17 protein-coding genes and 1 pseudogene are annotated in these 20,815 nt (G+C 72.0%); 10 read left to right on the top strand and 8 right to left on the bottom strand.

Annotated elements, in window-relative coordinates; genetic code table 11:
• From P3L51_RS25635 to P3L51_RS25615, 5 genes and pseudogenes are all read right to left on the bottom strand, one after another.
• Positions 1-1,282: pseudogene (locus tag P3L51_RS25635) on the bottom strand (hypothetical protein); the annotation flags it as partial.
• A 301-nt stretch (positions 1,283-1,583) separates the two neighbouring features.
• A complete protein-coding gene (locus P3L51_RS25630) occupies positions 1,584-2,150 on the bottom strand; it encodes a snapalysin family zinc-dependent metalloprotease (protein WP_354607645.1) in 567 nt (188 codons plus the stop codon).
• Positions 2,151-2,305: 155 nt separating this feature from the next.
• Positions 2,306-3,514: a serine hydrolase domain-containing protein gene (locus P3L51_RS25625; protein ID WP_354607644.1), complete on the bottom strand. Its 1,209-nt coding sequence runs from the start codon at positions 3,512-3,514 to the stop codon at positions 2,306-2,308.
• A gap of 249 nt (positions 3,515-3,763) precedes the next feature.
• Entirely contained in the window at positions 3,764-4,873 is a 1,110-nt protein-coding gene (locus tag P3L51_RS25620; protein ID WP_354607643.1) for a winged helix DNA-binding domain-containing protein, read from the bottom strand.
• 3 nt (positions 4,874-4,876) lie between these two features.
• Positions 4,877-5,458, bottom strand: coding sequence for a DinB family protein (locus tag P3L51_RS25615; RefSeq protein WP_354607642.1), 582 nt, complete (start codon positions 5,456-5,458; stop codon positions 4,877-4,879).
• Positions 5,459-5,575: 117 nt separating this feature from the next.
• Between P3L51_RS25615 and P3L51_RS25610 the strand changes: the two genes are divergently transcribed.
• Positions 5,576-6,625: a helix-turn-helix transcriptional regulator gene (locus tag P3L51_RS25610; RefSeq protein WP_354607641.1), complete on the top strand. Its 1,050-nt coding sequence runs from the start codon at positions 5,576-5,578 to the stop codon at positions 6,623-6,625.
• Positions 6,626-6,642: 17 nt separating this feature from the next.
• Here the strand turns inward: P3L51_RS25610 and P3L51_RS25605 are convergent, their stop codons facing one another.
• Positions 6,643-8,553, bottom strand: coding sequence for a LamG-like jellyroll fold domain-containing protein (locus tag P3L51_RS25605; protein ID WP_354607640.1), 1,911 nt, complete (start codon positions 8,551-8,553; stop codon positions 6,643-6,645).
• Between the two features lie 200 nt (positions 8,554-8,753).
• Here P3L51_RS25605 and P3L51_RS25600 point away from each other — a divergent pair, with 200 nt between their 5' ends.
• Positions 8,754-9,872, top strand: a complete 1,119-nt coding sequence (locus P3L51_RS25600) for an NADH:flavin oxidoreductase (protein WP_354607639.1) — start codon at positions 8,754-8,756, stop codon at positions 9,870-9,872.
• A gap of 58 nt (positions 9,873-9,930) precedes the next feature.
• On the opposite strand, the gene P3L51_RS25595 is transcribed toward P3L51_RS25600, so the two are convergent.
• Both P3L51_RS25595 and P3L51_RS25590 read right to left on the bottom strand, forming a co-directional pair.
• Positions 9,931-11,481 carry a SulP family inorganic anion transporter gene (locus P3L51_RS25595; protein WP_435594525.1) on the bottom strand — a complete coding sequence of 517 codons (1,551 nt, stop codon included), beginning with the start codon at positions 11,479-11,481 and terminating at the stop codon, positions 9,931-9,933.
• A 66-nt stretch (positions 11,482-11,547) separates the two neighbouring features.
• Positions 11,548-12,132, bottom strand: a complete 585-nt coding sequence (locus P3L51_RS25590; RefSeq protein WP_354607638.1) for a carbonic anhydrase — start codon at positions 12,130-12,132, stop codon at positions 11,548-11,550.
• A gap of 716 nt (positions 12,133-12,848) precedes the next feature.
• Here P3L51_RS25590 and P3L51_RS25585 point away from each other — a divergent pair.
• The 8 genes from P3L51_RS25585 to P3L51_RS25550 form a co-directional block, all read left to right on the top strand.
• Positions 12,849-13,730, top strand: a complete 882-nt coding sequence (locus tag P3L51_RS25585) for a hypothetical protein (protein WP_354607637.1) — start codon at positions 12,849-12,851, stop codon at positions 13,728-13,730.
• A 143-nt stretch (positions 13,731-13,873) separates the two neighbouring features.
• Positions 13,874-15,835 carry a HEAT repeat domain-containing protein gene (locus tag P3L51_RS25580; RefSeq protein ID WP_354607636.1) on the top strand — a complete coding sequence of 654 codons (1,962 nt, stop codon included), beginning with the start codon at positions 13,874-13,876 and terminating at the stop codon, positions 15,833-15,835.
• Positions 15,836-15,939: 104 nt separating this feature from the next.
• Complete coding sequence (locus P3L51_RS25575) at positions 15,940-16,290, top strand: TraR/DksA family transcriptional regulator (protein WP_354607635.1); 351 nt, start codon at positions 15,940-15,942, stop codon at positions 16,288-16,290.
• A 51-nt stretch (positions 16,291-16,341) separates the two neighbouring features.
• The gene (locus tag P3L51_RS25570; RefSeq protein ID WP_354607634.1) at positions 16,342-17,388 is read left to right on the top strand and encodes an LLM class flavin-dependent oxidoreductase; all 1,047 of its coding nucleotides are present in this window, start codon (positions 16,342-16,344) and stop codon (positions 17,386-17,388) included.
• A gap of 62 nt (positions 17,389-17,450) precedes the next feature.
• Entirely contained in the window at positions 17,451-17,609 is a 159-nt protein-coding gene (locus tag P3L51_RS25565; protein WP_354607633.1) for a putative leader peptide, read from the top strand.
• 256 nt (positions 17,610-17,865) lie between these two features.
• Positions 17,866-18,420 (top strand): NADPH-dependent FMN reductase, encoded by a 555-nt coding sequence (gene ssuE, locus P3L51_RS25560; protein ID WP_354607632.1) that lies wholly within the window; start codon positions 17,866-17,868, stop codon positions 18,418-18,420.
• 43 nt (positions 18,421-18,463) lie between these two features.
• Positions 18,464-19,657, top strand: a complete 1,194-nt coding sequence (locus tag P3L51_RS25555) for an SfnB family sulfur acquisition oxidoreductase (protein ID WP_354607631.1) — start codon at positions 18,464-18,466, stop codon at positions 19,655-19,657.
• 57 nt (positions 19,658-19,714) lie between these two features.
• A partial coding sequence (locus P3L51_RS25550) for an LLM class flavin-dependent oxidoreductase (RefSeq protein ID WP_354607630.1) occupies positions 19,715-20,815 on the top strand: 1,101 nt, incomplete at its 3' end.

The raw sequence follows: 20,815 nt of genomic DNA, 5'->3' as shown, positions 1-20,815 counted from the left end.
ATCCACCGTCCGAGCCACCGGAGTCGGATCCACCGTCCGAGCCGCCCGAGTCGGATCCACCGTCCGAGCCGCCCGAGTCGCTTCCACCGTCCGAGCCGCCCGAGTCGCTTCCACCGTTGGAACTTCCCCCGGAGCTACCGCCGCTGGAACCTCCGCTGTTGGAGCCGCCACCGGTGACGCCGCCGTTGTCGTCATCGTCATCTTCGTCACCGCCGGAGGAGCCGCCGCTGTTGGACCCGCCACCGGACGAACCGCCGTTGTTACCGCTACCGCCGTTGTTACCACTACCGCCGTTGTCACCGCCGCCGGACGAACCCCCGGAGGAGCCTCCGCTGTTCGACCCGCCGCCGGACGAACCGCCGGAGTTGCTACCGCCGTTGTCACCGCCGCCGTTCGACCCGCCACCGTTGGAGGACCCGCCGCCGTTGCTACCGCTACCGCCGTTGTCGCCACCACCGTTGTTCCCGCCGCCGGAGGCATTGCCACCGTTGTCGCCGCCGCCGGAGTTGCTGCCGCCGCCGTTTCCGCTACCGCCGTTCGACCCGCCGCCGTTCGACCCACCACCGTTGCCGCCACCGCCGTTCGACCCGCCGTCGCCCGCGACGGTCGTCGATTCGCAGTCGCCGCCCAGGATGTTGCAGACCTGGGTCCTGAGGCCGTCGGAGATCTGGGGTGCCACACCGCTGAACAGCAGCGTCCCCACGATCAGGGCCACCAGCCCGACCATGCCCACGTACTCCACCGTCGACTGACCCCGGTTACGCCGCCAGGTGATCAGGTGCGGAAGCGACGGGACCGCCTCCCTGCGCAGCCGCTCCAGCGTCCAGCGCGGCCTCACCACCCGCTGCTCCGCCGACAGGCCGAACCACGACCGGCTCGCACCCACGCCGACCAGCGCCAACAGAGCACCGGGCAACAGCAACTGACTGATCCCGCGCGTCGAACCCCCGTACAGATTCACCACGCCACCGACCAGCAACCACACCTGGAGAACGACCAACGCGAACCAGACCACCCTCCCCCCGGTCCACAGACGCCCTGCCAGAACCACCGCCGCGACCCCCGGCACCACCGCATACAGCGCCGCCGCACCCACCGCCACCGAGACGCGGGTGCCCAACTCCAACAACGAGTCCAGCACACCCACACCACCCAACAGCGTGAGAGCGAACATCACATACAGGAGGCCCCGCGCCAGGATCAGAGGCCGGGGCAGCTCCTTGCGGCCGTCGGACAGCCGCGGCGCGGCGCCGTGGAACGTCAGGACACCCGGGTCGGACATTGGAAAACCCTTCCACCGCACTGCTCAAGACGTTCCGCCATCGCCGTCCAGCCGTGGCGCGTGCGTCGTAACCGTCCTCAACGTACGTAAACGGAAGGCCCAATTCGTAGGGTCCACAGACCCACCCCGGGGCCCAACCGAGCCCGCGCACCGGTGATCGGCTGGTTCGCGCCGCCCGGAGCGGTGGTCAGTCTTGTCAACGGGCTCAGGGCCGCTTGAGGTGGAGAATCACGTACGCCCCGGAGCGCGATTCAACGCTCCGGGGCGTACGGGCAATTCGCCGGGGACTACTCGTCGTGCGTCAGTCCACGATCATCGTGTTGAGCGGTGCCGCTCCGGCCGTCCGCGCGAAGGCGCCGCCGAAGTAGCCCTCGACCGCCGACTTCTCGGCCGCGTTCGGGTACGCGTTGGTGCACGAGGTTCCCGCGGTGGAGCCGGACATCAGGCTGGTGCAGGGGCCGGGCTTGATGTCCGGCAGGCCCAGGATGTGGCCCAGTTCGTGGGACGAGATACGGATCGTGTTGTGGCCCTCGGTCACCGCCTGGCGGCCTATCCAGACGGTGCCGTTGCCCAGTGAGGTGGTCTGGGCGCGGGGCCAGCCGTTGTCCGCCAGGACGCGGATGTTGGCGCGCTGGCCGGCCGCGGACGGGCGCAGTTCGACGGCGTCGACGCTCTCGTTCCAGATCGCCGCGCCCCGGTCGACCGCCGACCTGAACTCCGCCGAACCGCTGGCGTCGTAGGTGACGATCCGCGCGGCGACGGCGGTGTCCGCGGCGGGGGCCGGAGCAGCCGTGGCCTGGCCGCTCATCAGGGAGAACGTGACAGCCATGGCGGCAACGAGTCCGCCGGTCAACTTACGGATGCGCATGGTCGACCTCCTTGGGGGGAGAGAGTCGTGGACATGACATGAAGTTCCCCTGCTCACTGCCCAGCGCGGACTGACACCAATCCGTCAATCCGTTGGTGGCTCAACTCCCGCCGATCGCGGCCTGATCGACTCCGGGCAGGCCCCCGCGCACTCCGTTACTCGGCACCGTCGGCGCACAGCTGCTTGTCGATGAGGTCGCTCGCCGCGTGGATGGTGCCCGGCATGGAGCCGTCGCCCGTGGCCTCCAGGACGACGACGCGGCGGCCGTCCGGGGTGGCGCCGGTGCGGGTGGCGTAGCCGGGGAGGTCGCCGGCGTGGCTGTAGTAGCTGCCGCCGCAGGTGAGCGGGAGTTCCATCAGACCGAGGCCGTAGCGGGCGCCCGGCCAGGCCGCGTCCAGCTCCGGGGCCCGCACCGTCTTCTTCATCTCCTTCAGCTGCGCCGGCTTCAGCAGCCGGCCGCGCATGAGCCCCTGGTAGAAGGTGGTCATGTCGCCGGTGGTGCTGATCATGGCCCCGGCGGCGCCGGCCGCGCTGGGGTTGAAGGCGGTGACGTCGATGGCGGGCGCGGACTCGCCGAAGGCGGAGTAGCCCTTCAGATGGGAGCCGGGAATGCCGGGGGCCGTGGTCGGGGTGAGGGTGTTGCGCAGACCCAGCGGCCGGACGATGCGCTTGGTGACCTCCTGCTGCCAGGTGCGGCCGGTGACCTCCTTGATGATCATCCCCGCGAGGGTGTAGTTCGTGTTGGAGTACGACCAGGTGGCGCCGGGCTCGAAGGCGGGCGCGTGGCGCATCGCGATGCCGACGAGCCGCTCGTCCGTCCAGGTCGTGTAGCGGCCGGCCTCGTAGGCCGCGATGCCGGTCAGCGCGGGGAAGTCACCGGTGTAGTTGAAGAGGCCGCTGGTGTGGTTCAGGAGCTGCCGTACGGTGATCCTGCTCCCGTCGTTGCCGTTGCCGGACACGACGCCGGGCAGCCAGTCCTCGACGGTGTCGTCGAGGGAGAGCCGTCCCTCGCCCACCAGTTGCAGCACCACCGTGGAGACGTACGTCTTGGTCGCGCTCGCGATCCGGAACTTGTCACCCGGCCGCGCCTTGCGGTTCGTCTCCGCGTCCGCCACCCCGGCGGTCGCGTACCGCACCCCGCGCGGCCCGGTCGACCGGGCGAGAACGCCCACGGTCCCCGTCCGCTGGATGGCGTCCACCTGCCGCTGGAACGACTCCTGTGCCGAAGGCTTCGGCGCGGGAGTCGGCTTCGCCTGCTGCGTCGCACTCGCCGCGGGCACCGCGAGGCCCAGCGCCGCGAGCGCCGTGACGAGCGTGGTGGTCACGGCACGGGAGGTGGTGCGGCTGAACGCCTTGGTCGCCATGTTCCTTTGACTCCTCGGGAGTTGGTGGTGCGGCCGCTCCGTGCGGTGTGATCACCAACTTAGGAAAACGCCCCGTCGGCCACGATCCGGCCAGCAGGCCACTCCGGGGTACAGCCAGCTGTACCCCGCGCCGGACTCCCCGTACACCTCGGGGTGCACCTGCGTCGGGCCGAGACGGGCTCAGGCGGAATCAAGTGGAATCAAGCGGGCTCAGACGGACTGAGCCGGACTCGGCCGGACCAAATCGGCTCAGCCGGACGACGTGGCCACCCGTACCCCGTCGCTCTCCTTGTCGGAGAGGAACAACGCCATCTCCCGCCCCTCCTCGGCGACGGCCGTACGGTCCGCCCCGGACAGGCGGCCCAGCGGGGTGACGGTCACGGTGCCCGCGTCGACGCGCCAGGTCGCGGCGACCCGGCCGTCGACCAGGACGACGCGCTCGCCCGCGACCGACAGACCGCGGTGTTCGTCGTCGATGATCCGGCCGCGGTCGTGGTAGCCCAGGATCGCGTTGTCGAACGCCGGCAGGAACCGCACCGGGGCCGGCGTGCCGGGATCGGGACGCGGCGCGTCGGGGAGGTCCAGCAGCTCCCGGCCGCGCTCGTCGCGGAAGGAGACCAGCTCCTCGCGCAGCGCGGCCACCGCCGCCGGGAGTCCGGCGAGGCCGCACCAGGCACGCAGGTCGGCCGAGGCGGCGGGGCCGTACGCGGCCAGATAGCGCCGTAGCAGCGCCTGGCCCACCGGGTCGGAGCCGTCCGGGGACGGCGGGTCGACCGCACGCCCCAGCCAGGACGAGAGCGGGACGTTACGCACTCCCGCCTTCGTCCGCCACAGCCCGCGCGGCGGCAGCTGGATCATCGGCACGAGCGCGGTGATCACCATCTCCCCCAGCGCACACGGCCCCGGCGCCGGCCACCGCCCGGCGAGCGCCCGCGCCACCTCGGCCATCGTGCGCGGCTCGCCATCCGCCATCAACGCCCGCCCCGCCGAAGCGAGTTCGTCGAGATCCGTCCCGTCGAGCTCGCGGCGGTAGACCCCGAGTACGCGCTGACGCAGCATGGCCTGGTGGCGGGACCGCCAGGCCAGGGCGTCGTCGGCGGTGACGAGGTGGACGGTACGGCGCATGAGATGCGTCCGCACCACGCTCCGCCCGGTCAACAGGCCCGAGAGCTGGGCCGGTTCGAAGCCACGCAGCCGCGACCAGAGCCCGGGATACGGCTCCTGCGGTTCCTGCGCCTGGAGACCGCCGAGGTGCGCGACGGCGTCCAGGGCCGGTACGTCGGCGCGGTCGAGCAGCAACTGCCGCGCGAGCGTGGCGCGGTTGAGCGCCCGGGTGCCGAGCACGGTGCGAACGGCCATCGGTCAGGACGACTTCTGGCCGTCGAGCGACTCGCGCAGGATGTCCGCGTGCCCGGCGTGCTGCGCGGTCTCGGCGATGAGATGCGTCAGCACCCCGCGTACGCTGCGCACCGCTCCCGGCTGGTGCCAGGGCGCCTCCGGCAGCGGGTGCGTCGCCGACAGGTCGGGCACGGCGGCGATGGTCTTCTCGGTTCGGGCGGCGATTTCCTCGAAGCGCGCGAGGATGCCGGCCGAGGTGTCGCCGGGGAGCATCCGGAAGTCGTTCTCACGGTCGACCGCCCATTGGGGGTACGCGGCGGTACCGGCCGCGAGGTCGGCCCAGGTGACGCCGTCCGGCAGGTCGAAGCTCATCGCCGACGGGCCGTCGACCGCGAAGCGCAGCCACGCCTCCTCGTTGGACGCGACGTGCTTGATCAGTCCGCCCAGACAGAGCGAGCCGGCCGTCGGGCGCTCGCCGAGCTGCTCGTCGCTGAGCCCGCGCACCGTGTGGACCAGGGCGGATCGCGTGGTCGCGAGCGTGGCGAGCAGGTCGGCCCGCTCGGCGTCGGTGGTCGAGTCGGGCGTGGGGGTGGGGGTGGCGTTCATGGTGACGGGCCCTTCCGGTCGTTCACGTTCACGTTGTCCTGCTCGTGTTCTGACACGGAGAACAATCACAGGAGAAGAGGACAGGGTGTGGCCGCTTCTCCGTCGACAATCGGCCTTATGCAGAAGACCTCAGCGCGACTGCTCTCGATGCTCTCGCTGCTCCAGGCCCGCCGGGACTGGCCGGGGGCGCGGCTGGCCGAGCGGCTGGACATCAGCCCGCGCACCGTGCGCCGCGATGTCGACCGGCTGCGCGAGCTCGGCTATCCCGTGGTGGCCGTCAAGGGGCCGGAGGGCGGGTACCGGCTCGACGCCGGTTCGGAACTGCCCCCGCTGCTCTTCGACGACGAGCAGGCCGTCGCCCTCGCCGTGGCGCTCCAGATCGCCACCACCACCGGCGCCGGTATCGAGGAGGCCGCGGCGCGCGCGCTGAACACCGTCCGGCAGGTCATGCCCGCCCGGCTGCGGAGCCGTATCGACACCCTCCAGGTCACCGCCGTCGAGCCGCCCACGGCGCGGCCGAACCCCCAGGCCGACAGCGCCCTGCTGATGGCGCTCAGCGCCGCCGTCCACGCGGGCGAGGAGCTGCGCTTCGACTACCCGGGAGCGGATGACTCCACTGAATCCCCGCCGCGCCGCACACAGCCCCACCATCTCGTCACCTGGGGCGGGCGCTGGTATCTCGTCGCCTGGGACCTCGACCGCGAGGACTGGCGGACGTTCCGCGCGGACCGGATCACCCGCACGCGTACGCCCACGGGCCCCCGCTTCACCCCGCGTGAGCTGCCCGGAGGTGACGTGGCGGCTTTCGTCGTCGGCAGATTCCAGGGTTCTTACGGCTCCGACAACTCCGGCGGCCGGCCCTGCCGGGGCGAGGTGATCCTCGACCTGCCCGTCGGTGAGGTGTCCCCTTACCTCCGCGACGGGCTGGTCGAGGAACTCGGCCCGCACCGCTGCCGGCTCGTCCTGGGCTCGTGGTCGTGGGCCGGCCTGGCCGCCGCCATCGGCAGGTTCGACGCCGGCATCGAGGTCGTCGGGCCGCCCGAACTCAAGCACGCCTTCGCGCACTTGGCCCGCCGCTACGCCGACGCGGCAGCCGGCGCCGACGCCGGCGCCGCGACCGGGGACCCCCACAGCCCCGACGACCCCGACGACTCCGACAGGGCGTAGACCCTGTCGGGGCGCGGCTACTCGACGGGCAGCAGGAAGTCCTGCGGTCTCAGGGCGCGGTCGACGATGCGGGTGTCGCCGATCCAGCCGTAGAAGCCCTGGCCGAACTTCTCCGCGAACTGGGTGCCGCCGATGGCGAACGGCTTGCCCAGCGTGGCGATGCCGGTGGCCCGCTGGGACGGGTTGCGGGCGATCTTCGAGCCGTCCACGTACATCACCGTGCGGCGACCGTCGTTGACGATCGCGATGTGCGTCCAGCGGCCCACGGGCAGCGCATGGCTCCACGACGTGGGGTCGGCGTCCTGGACGTCCGGGTAGAGCACGAACTGCAGGAACCGCTCCGGCGTGATGTTGAGGCTGCACGTGGGCTCGTCCTTCGACCAGCCCGTCGTCTTGCCCGCGTCGCCGTTGCGGCCCTCCCAGCTGAGTATGCCCATCCAGTCGTGGTTGCCTTCGTACGGCTCCGGCAGCTTGATGAACGTCTCGATGGTGAAACCGGACCGGAACGTGGCGCTGTTGAGCGGCGCCGTGGGGCTTGTGGTCAGCACCGCGCCCCGGTCGGGCCCCTTGCCGCCGTCGAAGCGCAGACTCGCGTGGGCGGGCTGGTGGGTGTGGTGGTCGGCGGAGCGGGTGAGCACTTCCGCCGCACTGTCGTGCAGCAGCTGTACGCGCAGGTCGTTGCCGTGGCCCGAGAGGTCGCGCGCCACCGCGCCCCCGCCCACCGCGGACCCCGGCTTCCCGGCCCCGGCGAGTCCGTCGGCGTCGAACCGCCAGTACGCCACGGTGCCCCGCGGCATCACCCGGCCGGCCGGTCGCGGCTTCGGCGGGACGATGCCGTCGAAGCCCTTGAACCGCTCGGCGAAATCGATGTCCAGGCTGAACCGGTCCACCGGGCCGGTCAGTTCGAGGGTCTCGGCCTCCAGCGGCGTCCGCTTCCCGGGGTCGCGGGCGAGGAACCACGGCGCGAAGGTCTCGACGTCGACGGCGTCGCGCGCCGTGTCGAAGGCGTAGAGGCGGATCATGCCCGCGCCGCCGTAGTAGCGGTCCTGGTAGTTGGTGATGTGGACGTGCACGTCGTGGCCGGCGTCGTTGGTGAGGACCGTACGGCCCGAGGGCCAGTAGTGCCCGCCCAGCGCAAGGAAGATCTGGTCGTTGCCCCGCACCAGACGGTCCCAGAGCCGCTGTCCGTTGTCCGACAGATGGGCCTCGCCCTGGTCGTCGGCCCAGGCGATGTCGTGGGTGGTCAGGATGGCGGGCAGGGTCGGGTGGGCGTCGAGGACGCCCTGCGCCCAGGCCAGGGCCTTGTCGGAGGCGCGCCAGTCGATGGCGAACACCAGCCACCGACGGTCGGCCGCCGTGATCAGGTGGTAGCTGTTGTACCCGTCGGGCGAGGCGCCGCCGAAGGTCGGCATCGCGCTGAACCGCCGGGGCCCGAAGGCCTTCAGGTAGGCGCTGTCTCCACGCTGGTCGTCGGTGCTCCCGTCGATGTCGTGGTTGCCCGCCAGGACGCTGTAGGGGACCTTGCCGTGGATGGTCCGGAAGGTGTCCGCCGCGAGCGTGATCTCCTGCTCCGTACCGTGCTCGGTCACGTCGCCGAGGTGCGTCATGAAGGCGATGTTCGCCTCGGCGCGCTCCGAGACGAGGTAGTGGAAGGTCTCCCGCAGCGGCTCGGGGTCCGAGCTGTCGGCGTCGAACAGGTACTGCGTGTCCGGCAGCACCGCCAGCGCGAAGCGCGGGCTCTCCTCGTCGAACCGGCCTCGTCCGGAGGCGGCCCGGCCCGGCTCGCCGGGCGATGCCTGCGCCGGCTGCGCGCCCAGGACGGCGGCTGCGGCGCCGACGGCCGGGACGGTGATCGCCGCTTGCAGCAGCGACCGGCGGTCAGGTCCGGAAAGGCCGTGGTCCGGACCTGAAGGAATGGACTTGCTCATACGATCTCCCAGCTCTCGACACATGCGTGTCTGTGGGGATCGTGTGCTGCCCCGGCGTCCGTGCGACAAAGCCGTACTGAACGGCGGCCGTCGCCGACCGGTCCGGAGACCTGCGCCACATCGGCCCGGCGCGGGATGAGTACGCCGCGCTCAGGCGTTGGCGACGGACGGACACCCCCACCCGATGAACAGGACTTGCCATGACAGACGTGAACGCCCCCCGCTCGGCGGACACCCTCGCGCGCCCCTTCACGGTCCGCGGCCTGACCACGCGCAACCGGATCGCCATGGCTCCCATGACCCGGCAGTTCTCCCCGAACGGCGTCCCCGGCCAGGACGTGGCGGACTACTACTCGCGACGGGCCGCCGGTGGCGTGGGGCTGATCATCACCGAGGGCACCTACATCGACCACGACTCCGCCGGCACCAGCGACCGGGTCCCGAGGTTCCACGGCGAGGACGCGCTCGGGGGCTGGGCGGATGTCGCCGACTCCGTGCACCGGGCGGGCGGCGCGATCATCCCGCAGCTGTGGCACGTGGGTGTCACGCGTGAAGAGGGCGCCCCGCCGGTCGCGGACGCGGAGCCGGTCGGCCCCTCGGGTGTGTCCCTGACGGGCGAGCCCAAGGGGCGCGCCATGACGCGGAAGGACCTGGACGACGTCATCGGCGCGTTCGCCGACGCGGCCGCCGCCGCCGAGCGTCTCGGCTTCGACGGGGTCGAACTGCACGGCGCGCACGGCTACTTGATCGACCAGTTCCTGTGGGCCGGCAGCAACCGCCGTACCGACGCGTACGGCGGCGACATCGCCGGGCGCACGCGTCTCGCGGCCGAGATCGTGGCGGCCTGCCGAGCCGCCGTGTCCAGCTCCTTCCCCCTCTTCTTCCGTATGTCCCAGTGGAAGATGAACCTGTACGACGCGAAGCTCGCGCAGACGCCCGCCGAACTGGACAGCCTGCTCACGCCGTTGGCCGAAGCCGGTGTCGATGTCTTCCACGCGTCGACCCGCCGCTACTGGCTGCCGGAGTTCGACGACTCCGACCTGAACTTCGCGGGCTGGGTGAAGAAGATCAGCGGCAGGCCGACGGTCACCGTCGGATCGGTCGGTCTGGACGGTGTCTTCTCCGAGGCGTTCCAGGGCAAGGGCTCCGCGGTCACGCCCATCGATGACCTGCTGGACCGGATGGAGCGCGACGAGTTCGACATGGTCGCCGTGGGCCGGGCGCTGATCGCCGACCCCCAGTGGCCGGTGAAGACCCTGGGCGGGCGCACCGAGGGCATCACGCCGTTCGCCGCGGAGATGCTGAAGACGCTGCGCTGACCCGCGGTTCGACCGCCGTCCCCGGTGCGTCGAGGGGACGGCGGTCGTATCGGACCGGTCAGACGGCCGCGGTCGGGGAGGAGTCCTCGGCCGACTGCCCGACCGGCTCCCTGACCGGCGGGGGGACCATGCGGACCGGGACCGTGTCGGCGTCGTTGTGGCGCTGGGACCAGGTCTCCAGTGCCACCTGGCAGGCGTGGTCGAGGTGACGCAGGCCGGACAGGTCCAGTTCGATCGGGCGGTTCTGGGGCAGGGCCTCCAGTTGGTCGAGGATCCTCGGCAGGCGCAGGAAGGTGGCGTTGCCGGTGATGGCCACGACCAGCCGTCCGCCGGTGAGTTCGTGGACGTCCAGGTGTATGTGGGAGGTCTCCCAGGCCGACTTGCAGACGGACAGGAGCAGTCCGAGCACCACGCCCTCGAAGAGGTTGCCGACGACGATGGTGCCGGTGGTGACAGCGAGGATGACGGCGTCGCCGCGGTGTGTCCGCCACAGCGGGACGATCTCCTTGACCGGCACGAGCTTGGTCCCCGCGTGCACCAGGACACCCGCGAGCGCCGCCAGCGGGATGACACCGATGACGAACGGGAGCAGTGCGGCGAAGAGCAGCAGCCATACGCCGTGCAGCACGCGGGAGAGTGAAGTCTTCGCGCCCGCCTGCACGTTGGCGGCGCTGCGCACGATGACGGCGGTCATCGGGAGCGCGCCGAGGGCGCCGCAGACGGTGTTGCCGATGCCCTGCGCCATCAGCTCCTTGTCGTAGTCGGTGCGGGGACCGTCGTGCATACGGTCCACCGCGGCCGCGCTGAACAGGCTCTCGGCCGAGGCGATCAGGGTGAAGGCGAGGATCGTGCCGATGACGGCGACACCGGCCAGGCTGCCGAAGTCCCCGAGGCCGGGCGGGTCGACCGCCGCCAGCAGGCCCCGGACCTCGACCCGGGCGACATCGAGTTCCAGCAGGACGGCGGCGCCCGTCGCCAGCCCGACCGCGACGAGCGGGCCGGGGACGACGCGCGCCCTGGCGGGCAGCTTCGGCCACAGGAAGAGGACGGCGATGGTGGCGGCGCCGAGCCCGAAGGCCGTCAACGCCGCCCTGCCGGTGACGACTTCGACGAAGAGACCGGGCAGCCCGGCGATCTTGCCGAGCCCGCCGGCGGGCTGGGCCATGTCGGCCAGCGCGTAGACCTGGCCGAGGACGAGGACGAGCCCGATACCGGCGAGCATGCCCTGGACGACGGCGACCGAGATGGCGCGGAACCAGCGTCCGAACTTCAGGGCGCCGAGGAGGAGTTGGAGAAGTCCGGAGATGAGGACGAGGGCGCCGAGCGCGGCGAGCCCGAACTCCTGGACGGCCTCGAAGACGAGCACGGTCAGTCCGGCCGCGGGGCCGCTGACCTGGAGACTGCTGCCGGGCAGCAGGCCCACGAGCAGCCCGCCGACGATGCCGGTGATCAGGCCCAGTTCGGCCGGCACACCGGAGGCGACGGCGACGCCGACGCACAGGGGCAGGGCGACGAGGAAGACGACGAACGAGGCGAGGACGTCACGTCGCAGGACGGAAGGTTCCTTCAACTGCGAAACCATGGAGGTGAGGGCGGTGGGGGAAGCCATGGGTGTGTTCCTTGAGGAGCGGTCCGCCGGGGTCGGCGGACGAGGGGACACGGACTCGGAACGCGGTCAGAGCGGCACGAACGCGCCGTCCGCGTCGGGCCGTTGGACGCTCACGGCGCCGGTGTCGACCTCGTAGTACCAGGCACTGAGCGTGAGCGTGCCCTCGGCGAGCCCCTCGCTGACGCACGGGTAGCCGCGCAGGGTGTCGAGCTGCGCGACGACGTGGTGCCGTACGGCGTGGGGGACGCCCGCGTCGCCGGGGAGCCCGGTGACCGAGTGGTCCAGCCAGCCGCGTACGGCGGGGACGGAGGAGAGGTCCGTCCCGCTCACCAACGCGCCGACCGCGCCGCAGTGGGAGTGTCCGCACACGACGATGTCGCGCACTCCGAGGACGCGCACGGCGTATTCGATGGTGGCGGTCTCACCGCTGGGGCGGCCGGAATCGTAGGGGGGCACGATATTCCCCGCCGTACGCAACTCGAAGAGTTCGCCCGGCCGTGCGCCGGTGATGAGTGTCGGTACGACACGCGAGTCGGAACAGGTGATGAACAGCGCCTCCGGCCACTGTCCGTCGGCGAGGACGCGGAACTCCTGGCGTCGCTCGGCCACGCGGTCCGGAAAGGAACGGGCGTTTTCGATAAGGGATTTCATGGCGGCCTGCCTCCTGCGCCCGCGATGTGGGGGACGGGGCGCGGTGTGGTCGGGTCAAGGAGAGATACCTGCTGGTCCGTGACGTCTCCGCACAGAGTCACGGGCAGGCCGGAGCGCACCGGACCGCTATGCCGCGAACCGGATGCTCTCCTGGGAAGACCGTACGCTTTACCAGTACATTACCTTTGCAGTGGCGACGATATCACGCCAGATAAACACTCCCGGAAAGCCGCCACATGTGACATCAATGTGAACGGAAGATGTCTCTGTTCTCACCGCGCCACGCACATGAAGAGGAAAACCGGCCGCACGTTCGAGAATGTGCCGGACCCCTGGCGGATATTCGCCGCCGACCGGCACGGCCGGGCACGCTTCTCCACTTGGCCGGGAATATCCGGGCCGGGAACTTTCCGCCGCCGCCGACGGCACGGCCCCGTCGTGGACGTAACCCGCTACCGGTGCGGGGGAGTTGACGCCTACGCTGCCCACACCCCCGGGTGCCGGCAAGCTCGGGGCCTTGACCGGCGATCACGCCCGCCTAGCTCCTGCTCGGAGTGGGGCCCGTCTCATGGCGGGTGGTCGCCGGTCGTCTCGCGTGCGGTCCAGGTGCCCCGTCGCGGGCGGGGCCGGGCCCACCACACGGCGCAGGGGAGTGAGCGAGGGTGAGTCACGGGGGACACGGTCCGTACGGCCCACCGCCGCCCTATCCGCCGCGCGTGCCGTACCCGCCGCCCCACACGCCGCTGTGGCGGCGGTTCCGTGAGGACGAGTGGCCGACACTCAGGGAAGTTCTGCGGTCGGCGCGTCAGATCCACGGATGTCTGTGGCTGCTGGCGTTGTGCTGCTTCGGCCCCACGGTCGCCGGGCTCCTGATCGTCTATCCACTGGCCCGCTCGGCGCGGGCGCGGGCCCGGCGGATCTTCCCGCCGGGCGCCCATCTGCGGGCCCACTTCCCCGACGTGGTGCGCATACAGAAGACCCGGGCGTGGGTCGCGCTCGCCGCGACCTTCACGCTGATGGTCGCGTACGCGTCACCGGAGGACTGGGACCAGGCGGTACGGCAGTTCGCCCTCCGGATGGCGATCACCCCATGGCTGCTGCTTCTCAGCGCGCCCCTGGTGATCACGGTCGTCATCCGACTCGCCGCGCCCACCGCGAGAGCCGGCATGCGGGCCAGGCTGCGACCGTCGCTGCGATCGGCGCTCTGGTACTGCGGGGCGTTCGCGGCCACGCCGGTTCTCTTCATGGGGGGCTTCTTCGTCAACTACGAGCTGTACGACGGCCCGCTCGCCCCGCTCGTCGCCATCGTGGTGCTGCTGCCCGCCCTGTGGCTGGGGCTGTTCGTCGCGTTCGCCTCCCCGACGGTCATACGCTCGGCGTTCCACACGGCACCCGTGCACGCGGCCCTGCCGGCCCTGCTCACCGGCGTACTGGTGTGGGAGTTCGCGGCCATCAGCCTGGCGGTGGGAGGTCTTCCCCCGGGCCCGACCCTCCTCGCGCTCCTCGCGGCGATCGGCGGCCCGGCGACGGTCTCGGCGCTGGCGTGGTGGGAGATCCACCGGCTGCGTACGTGGCACGGGGTGCGGATGAGGGCCTGAGGCGCACTCGGAACGGCACGGGGTGCGGATGCGCACTCGGAACGGCACGGTGGCGACGACCGGGCAGCGGGGGCCCGAATCAAATCGGCTGCCGCAGGCCCCGCACCGGCCCAGGATGGGGCTGGGGGAACGGGTGAGAGGGGATGACCGTGGTCGGGATGTCGCTCGTCGCGCTGGACGCCGTCGGGTGGGAGGGGCTTGAGACCGCGCATCCGCTGCACCCCGTCGAGGTCGTACCGCGGACGCTCCGCCGGCTCGCCCTGGCCGGGGCGGAGGCGACGGAGGAGGACTGTCATCCGCTGCACCACTGCCTCATCGGGTGGAACGGGCAGGCGCCCTCGGCCGCGGCCGCAGCTCTGCCGTTCGTCGTCGCACTCGCCGCCGACCCGGCCATGAAGGTGCGGGTCACCCTCGTCGATCTGCTGGTGGACATGAACGGGCCCGATCCGGCGGACGAGAACTGGACCGGGGCACGCGTGCTGCTCGCGGATCCGGATCCGGCCGTGCGGCGGGCGGCGATCCCGCTCGCGGGCGGGGTCGCCCGGCTGCTGGAGCGGTGGCGGGTGGAGTCGGACCCGACCGTACGGCTGCCGGTACTGCTCGCGCTCGGCAAGGCCGCGGCCGACGCACCGGCCGGTACGGGAGAGGCCGCCGACGCGCGGGCGGTGCTCGATGAGGTGCTGCGCGGCAACGACCCGGTCCTGTGGGTCGCGGCGCTCGACGCCTCGGCCGTTCTGGACCCGGAGCTGCCGGTCCGTCGGATGGACCGGCTGATCGAGGTGTTCTCCGACCTCGCCCTGCGACCACGGTTCGAGGAGATCTGGTACACGCCGGGCATCGAAACCCCCTGGACCCGCGAGGACCTGGTCCGCGATACCGCCCGGTCCTTCGACCACGACCCCCACCTCCAACTCTCCTTCGCCGCCCGCCTGATCGAGGCGGCGCGCCGTACCGGGGACGCCGCCCTGTGCCGGGAGGCGCTGGATCTGGCATGGCGGCTGCTGACCCGACACCGTTCCGTGGCGGCCACGTTGGTGCCGACGGCGGGCGCGCTGCTGGCCGATCCGGACGGGCCCGTACGGCTGCGGGCGGCGAACATCCTCGCGGTGCTGGGCGGCCCGGCGGCGGCCCCGTACGCCGACCGGCTCGCGGCGCTGCTCGACGACACGGAGGAGGACGAGTATCTCGAAGGCACCGTCGGCGAGTTCGCGCGCTGGGCGCTGGCCCGGATCGGCGATCCGCGCGCCCTTCCGGGGCTCGTCGAGCGGCTGTACGCGCCCTACCGGGAGCACTACGTCCGCAGTTACGGCGTCGGTGATCCGAGGCGGCCGGAGATCCCGCACGTCCTGATCCCTCTGCGGGCGCACGCGGGCGCACTGCTGCCCGCCGTAGGTGAGGCGATCCGGCACGGCGGGGTCACCGGCGGTGTGACCTGTCAGTTCCTCGAAGTCCTGGAGGCCTGGGGCGAGGACGCGCTGCCGGCCCTGCCGGATCTCCTGCCGCTGCTGGCGAGCGCCCGGACCTCGCTCCCCGTGGCCGGTGTGCTGGCGGCGATGGGCCCGGCCGCCGCCTCCGCCGAGCCGGCCCTGCGCGCCTGCCAGGTGCTCGACCACCCAGGGAGCCACGCCGCGGTCGCCGCGGTCGCCATGCGGATCACCGCAGACCGCGCGGCGGCGCTCCGATTCTTCGGCGACGCGGTCCTGACGGCCGGGGCACCCGGATACGGGCCGGTCGGCGCCCTGGCCGACTTCGGTCCCGACGCCGCGCCCTACGCGGACCGGGTCCGTTCCGTCATGGAGCGGGGCTCGCACGGGATACGGCTCACCGCGGCGATCACGCTCTGGTCGATCACGGGCCGGACGGAGCCGACCCTGCGGGTCCTGGAGGAGTACGTGCTGCCGACCGCCGACGACGATGACGGTCTCGGCCTCCTCCAGAAAGCGCTCCACGCGCTGATCGGCATGGGCGAGGTCAGCCCGGCGATTCGCGCGGCGCTGCTGACCGTGCGGCAGTCCGACCGCCGTCTGTCCACGCGGTGGAACTACGAGGGGATCCTCCAGGACGAGCGGCTGCGCGCGCTGATCGATGAGGCCCTCGGCCGGTAGGCCCCGTCCGGCGGGGCGTACGGAAGCGGGAGCGGGACGTACGGAATGCCTCGGCGGGAGTTGGCGTTGACGCGTGCGTGAGCCATCAGGTCCCCGCTGATCACGTGTCCGTACGCGCGCGGCTGTCCGCCCGCCGTACGGACACCTCCGCGCGGATCGAGGCGCTGGAGCGCGATTTCGACGCGATCGTCGAGGCCAACACCCTGGTCGCGGTCGACGACGAGCACGACCCCGACGGATCGAGCACCGCCTTCGAGCGGGCCCATGTCGCCTCCCTGCTGTCGCAGGCGCGCGAGGAGCTTCTGGGGCTCGACGAGGCGCTGGAACGGCTGGAGCAGGGTGACTACGGGCAGTGCGAGGTGTGCGGTGAGGCGATCCCCGTCGAGCGGCTGGAGGTACGGCCGGCGGCGCGTACCTGTGTGCGTTGCGCCACCGCCGGGCACCGCCCCCGCTGAGCGCGAGCTGAAGATGTCGAAGCAGTACGCCGTGAACGATGGAGGAGCCTCGTGCCGCTGACCTCGGAGCCACTGCGGAAGCTGGGCTTCCTGACGATCGGGTTGTTCGACGCCGCCGATCCCCGGCGGGGCCACGAGTCGACCCTGGAGATCATCGAGCTGGGCGAACGGCTCGGGTTCGACAGCGCGTGGGTGCGCCACCGGCACCTCCAGTACGGCATCTCCTCCCCCGTCGCCGTCCTCGCCGCCGCCTCGCAGCGCACGAGCCGTATCGAACTGGGCACCGCCGTCATCCCCCTCGGCTGGGAGAATCCGCTGCGGCTGGCCGAGGACCTGGCGACCGTCGACATCCTGTCCGGGGGCCGGCTCAACCCCGGCGTCAGCGTCGGCCCGCCCATGCACTACGACCAGGTCAAGGGCGCGCTCTACCCCGACACCGCCGAGGCCGAGGACTTCAGTTACGAGCGCGTACGGCGGCTGCTGGCGCACGTACGCGGTGAACCCGCCACCGGATCCGGGGGAGTCGAGGGCTTCGAGGTCTTCTCCGACCGCGTGCAGCCCCAAGCCGCCGGTCTGGGAAGCCGTATGTGGTACGGCGGCGCCGGCACACGGTCCGCGCGGTGGGCCGGTGAGCACGGGATGAACTTCCTGACCAGCAGCGTCGTCAAGGCGGAGGAGGGGCAGGAGGCCCCGGACTTCGCGACGATCCAGCTCTCGACCGTCCGCGCCTTCCGCGCCCACCACCCCGACGGCGACCGCGCCCGCGTCTCGCAGGGGCTCGTCGTCGTCCCGACGGACAACGCGACGGCGACGCAGCGCGCCAAGTACGAGGAGTACGCCCGCACGCGCCTGCCGCGTACGGCCACCCCTCAGGGCCCGGCCCGCCTGATGTTCGCGCCCGATCTCGTCGGCCCTTCCGCGGAGATCGCCGAACGCCTCCACGAACACGCGGCGTTCCGGGAGATCGACGAGGTCGCGTTCGCGCTGCCGTTCACCTTCGACCACGACGACTACGTCCAGATACTCACCGACATCGCCACCGGCCTCGGCCCGGCTCTGGGCTGGCGCGCACAGCCGGACAGCGCCCGGGGAGTGTGACCGGAAGGGGCCACCGGGTCCGTCCGGTGGCCGGTTCGTCCCCGGTCGCCGGTCGGGCTCCAATGATCCCGCCCGTCTCGACCCGGCGGCCCGGTGTGCGTACTCTCGATGACGTGGGCCCTTCCCAGTCGGCGCCGGTCCCGGCGCAACGGATTCTGACGCGGCGACGTCACATCGACCTCGCCCGTGTCTCCAGTGCCTTCTGTTGTCGCGCAGCCTGAGGGACGACTCCCCTGCGTGGCGCGCCACTTCGACCCACTTCGACCACCCGTAGATCGCGTCGTACGCCGCGACGGGTAGTCCGCACCACCCCTCTCCCCCGGCCGTGAGCGGCACGCCCTGCCTGGACCGTGCTCCGCCCTGCCCGCTTCCGCGCCCGCACGCCCGCACACCCCAGCTCCCGAACCGGCGCCGTCCGGCCCCCGCGCCGGGCCGGACACCCGCCGTCCACCCACCCGACCACGGAAGCGAGCACTCATGGCCACCGTTCTGTCCGTCTCGGGGAGCCCGTCCCCGACGTCACGCACCGCCCGTCTGCTGCGCCATCTCGACGCGGCACTGGTCGCCCAGGGCCACCGGGTCGTCCCCCTCGACGTCCGCACCCTTTCCGCCGAGGCCCTGCTGGGCGCCGACTTCGGCCACCCCGACATCAAGCGCGCGACCGAGCTGTTCGCGCGGGCCGACGGTGTCATCGTCGGCACGCCCGTCTACCAGGCCGCCTACTCCGGACTCCTGAAGTCGCTGCTCGACCTGCTGCCGCAGTACGCCCTCGCCGACAAGGTCGTCCTGCCGCTCGCCACCGGCGGCTCCGTCGCGCACGTCCTGGCCATCGACTACGCGCTCCGCCCGGTACTCACGGCGATGGGGGCGACGCATGTCGTGCCGGGCTGGTTCGTCCTGGACCGGCACATAGTCACCGCCCAGGACGGGTCGACAGAGATCGAGGAGAGCACGGCCGGGGCGCTGGACCAGGTGCTCGCGCAGTTCTCCGCGGCCCTCGGCGGCGGTGTGTTCCTCCGCGCGGCGAGTTGAGCCGCTCTCCCCGCCCCCCTCGCCGCCGTCTCTGGAGACCCCTGTGACCACCACCCCCGCCCATGTGATCGCCGACGACGCGGAGGCGCTGCGCACCGCGGCGGCCCTCGCCGACGAGTTCAGGCCCGGTGCCGCCGGGCGGGACGCCTCCCGCACCCTGCCGCGCGCCGAACTCGACCGGCTCTCGGCCACCGGCCTGCTGGCCGTCACCGTCCCGGCCGCGTACGGCGGCGCCGACGTGCGCGCCGAGACGCTGGCCGAGGTCTTCCGGCTGCTGGCGACCGCCGATCCGAGCCTCGCCCAGATCCCGCAGAGCCACTTCGCGTACGTCAACGTGCTCCGCCGCCAAGGGACCGACGAGCAGCGGAAGTTCTTCTTCGGCGAATTGCTCGCGGGCCGCCGTCTCGGCAACGCCCAGTCGGAGGCCGGCACCCGGCACATCCAGGACATCCGGACCCGCCTCGTGCCGCTCCCCGACGGGTCGTACCGGCTGGAGGGCGTCAAGCACTACGCCACCGGGGCCCTGTTCGCCCACTGGATCCCGGTGCTGGCCCGTGCCGCGAACGAGGACCTGCACGTCGCGTTCGTACCGCGCGACGCGCCGGGGCTGGAAGTGGTGGACGACTGGGACGGCATGGGGCAGCGCACCACCGCCGGCGGTACGGTCCGGCTCGACGCGGTCGCGGTGCCCGCCGACCGGGTGGTGCCGCATCATCTGACCTTCGAGGGCCCTCAACTGCACGGCGCGGTGGCCCAGTTGCTGCACGCGGCGATCGACGTCGGGATCGCGGGCGGCGCGCTGGCGGAGGCCGTCGAGTTCGTACGGACGAAGAGCCGGCCCTGGTTCGAGAGCGGGTTCGACCGGGCCGACGAAGACCCCCTGCTCGTCCAGCGGTTCGGTGAGCTGTCGATCCAACTGCGCGCCGCCGAGGCCCTGTTGTCGGCGGCGGGCCGGGCGGTGGACGCGGCGTCCGCCGACCTCACCGACGACAGCGCCGCCGAGGCGTCCGTCGCGGTGGCGGCGGTACGGGCCTTCGCCGCGGGCGTCGCCGTCGACACCGGCAGCGCCGTCTTCGAGGTCTCCGGCACCCGGTCCGCCCTGGACGCCCTCAACCTGAACCGGCACTGGCGCGACGCCCGCACCCACACCCTGCACGACCCGGCCCGCTGGAAGGTCCAGCACATCGGGCGATACGTCCTGAACGGCATCCGGCCACCGCGCCACGGCCTGCTCTGAGCCGGGCCGGCACCACCTCCGTACGCCCCCCGACCGACCGATCGGAGACCGACACCGATGAGCCTCACCTTCCACTGGTTCCTGCCCACCTACGGAGACAGCCGCAACGTCGTCGGCGGCGGGCACGGCGTGCCCGTCGGCGCGGCCGGGGGCCGGCGGCCGGCCACCCTCGGCTACCTCACCCAGATCGCCCGCGCGGCCGAGCAGTTGGGCTTCACCGGCGCGCTGACGCCCACCGGGGCCTGGTGCGAGGACGCCTGGCTCACCACGGCCATGCTCGCCCGCGAGACGGAACGGCTGAAGTTCCTGGTGGCCTTCCGCCCCGGCTTCGTCGCACCGACGCTGGCCGCCCAGATGGCGTCGACGTACCAGCGCCACACCGGGGGCCGACTGCTGCTCAACGTGGTCACCGGCGGCGAGAGCCATGAGCAGCGCGCGTACGGGGACTTCCTCGACAAGGACGCCCGCTACGCCCGTACCGGCGAATTCCTCGAAATCGTCCGGGAGTTGTGGCAGGGCAAGTCGGTGGACTTCGAAGGCGAGCACCTGCGGGTGGAGAACGCCGAGCTGACGCGGGTGCCCGACCCCGTGCCCGAGGTGTACTTCGGCGGCTCCTCGGTGGCGGCCGGGGAGGTCGCGGCCCGGCACAGCGACGTGTATCTGACATGGGGCGAGCCGCCCGCCCAGGTGGCCGAGAAGATCGCGTGGATCAGGCGGCTGGCCGAGGCCCGGGGCCGTACCGTGCGCTTCGGTATCCGGCTCCACGTCATCGCGCGGGACACCGCCGACGACGCGTGGGCCGAGACCCGGCGGCTGCTGGCCGGTTTCTCGCCGGAGGCCGTACAGGCGGTGCAGGCCGGGCTCGCCCGCAGCGAGTCGGAGGGCCAGCGGCGGATGCTCGCGCTGCACGGCGGCAGCGACGACGGCCTGGAGATCTCACCCAATCTCTGGGCCGGGATCGGGCTGGTCCGCGGGGGCGCCGGGACCGCGCTGGTCGGCAGCCACCGGGAGATCGCGGAACGCGTCACCGAGTACCACCGGCTGGGCATCGACGAGTTCATCCTCTCCGGGCATCCGCATGTCGAGGAGGCGTACTGGTTCGGGGAGGGCGTACTGCCGCTGCTGGCGGCCGACGGGCTGTGGACCCACCCGGCGGGG

This window comes from Streptomyces panacea, from assembly GCF_040560175.1.
GTDB classification, from domain to species: Bacteria; Actinomycetota; Actinomycetes; order Streptomycetales; family Streptomycetaceae; genus Streptomyces; species Streptomyces panacea.
Note: the sequence above shows the minus strand (reverse complement) of the source record. Positions and strands in the feature narration are given on the sequence as shown.

Excerpts from the sequence above, each read along its gene's own strand:
- P3L51_RS25630 (WP_354607645.1), bottom strand. The coding sequence starts at position 2,150 with ATGCGCATCCGTAAGTTGACCGGCGGACTCGTTGCCGCCATGGCTGTC.
- P3L51_RS25625 (WP_354607644.1), bottom strand. The coding sequence starts at position 3,514 with ATGGCGACCAAGGCGTTCAGCCGCACCACCTCCCGTGCCGTGACCACC.
- P3L51_RS25620 (WP_354607643.1), bottom strand. The coding sequence starts at position 4,873 with ATGGCCGTTCGCACCGTGCTCGGCACCCGGGCGCTCAACCGCGCCACG.
- P3L51_RS25615 (WP_354607642.1), bottom strand. The coding sequence starts at position 5,458 with ATGAACGCCACCCCCACCCCCACGCCCGACTCGACCACCGACGCCGAG.
- P3L51_RS25610 (WP_354607641.1), top strand. The coding sequence starts at position 5,576 with ATGCAGAAGACCTCAGCGCGACTGCTCTCGATGCTCTCGCTGCTCCAG.
- P3L51_RS25605 (WP_354607640.1), bottom strand. The coding sequence starts at position 8,553 with ATGAGCAAGTCCATTCCTTCAGGTCCGGACCACGGCCTTTCCGGACCT.
- P3L51_RS25600 (WP_354607639.1), top strand. The coding sequence starts at position 8,754 with ATGACAGACGTGAACGCCCCCCGCTCGGCGGACACCCTCGCGCGCCCC.
- P3L51_RS25595 (WP_435594525.1), bottom strand. The coding sequence starts at position 11,481 with ATGGCTTCCCCCACCGCCCTCACCTCCATGGTTTCGCAGTTGAAGGAA.
- P3L51_RS25590 (WP_354607638.1), bottom strand. The coding sequence starts at position 12,132 with ATGAAATCCCTTATCGAAAACGCCCGTTCCTTTCCGGACCGCGTGGCC.
- P3L51_RS25580 (WP_354607636.1), top strand. The coding sequence starts at position 13,874 with ATGACCGTGGTCGGGATGTCGCTCGTCGCGCTGGACGCCGTCGGGTGG.
- P3L51_RS25565 (WP_354607633.1), top strand. The coding sequence starts at position 17,451 with ATGATCCCGCCCGTCTCGACCCGGCGGCCCGGTGTGCGTACTCTCGAT.
- ssuE (WP_354607632.1), top strand. The coding sequence starts at position 17,866 with ATGGCCACCGTTCTGTCCGTCTCGGGGAGCCCGTCCCCGACGTCACGC.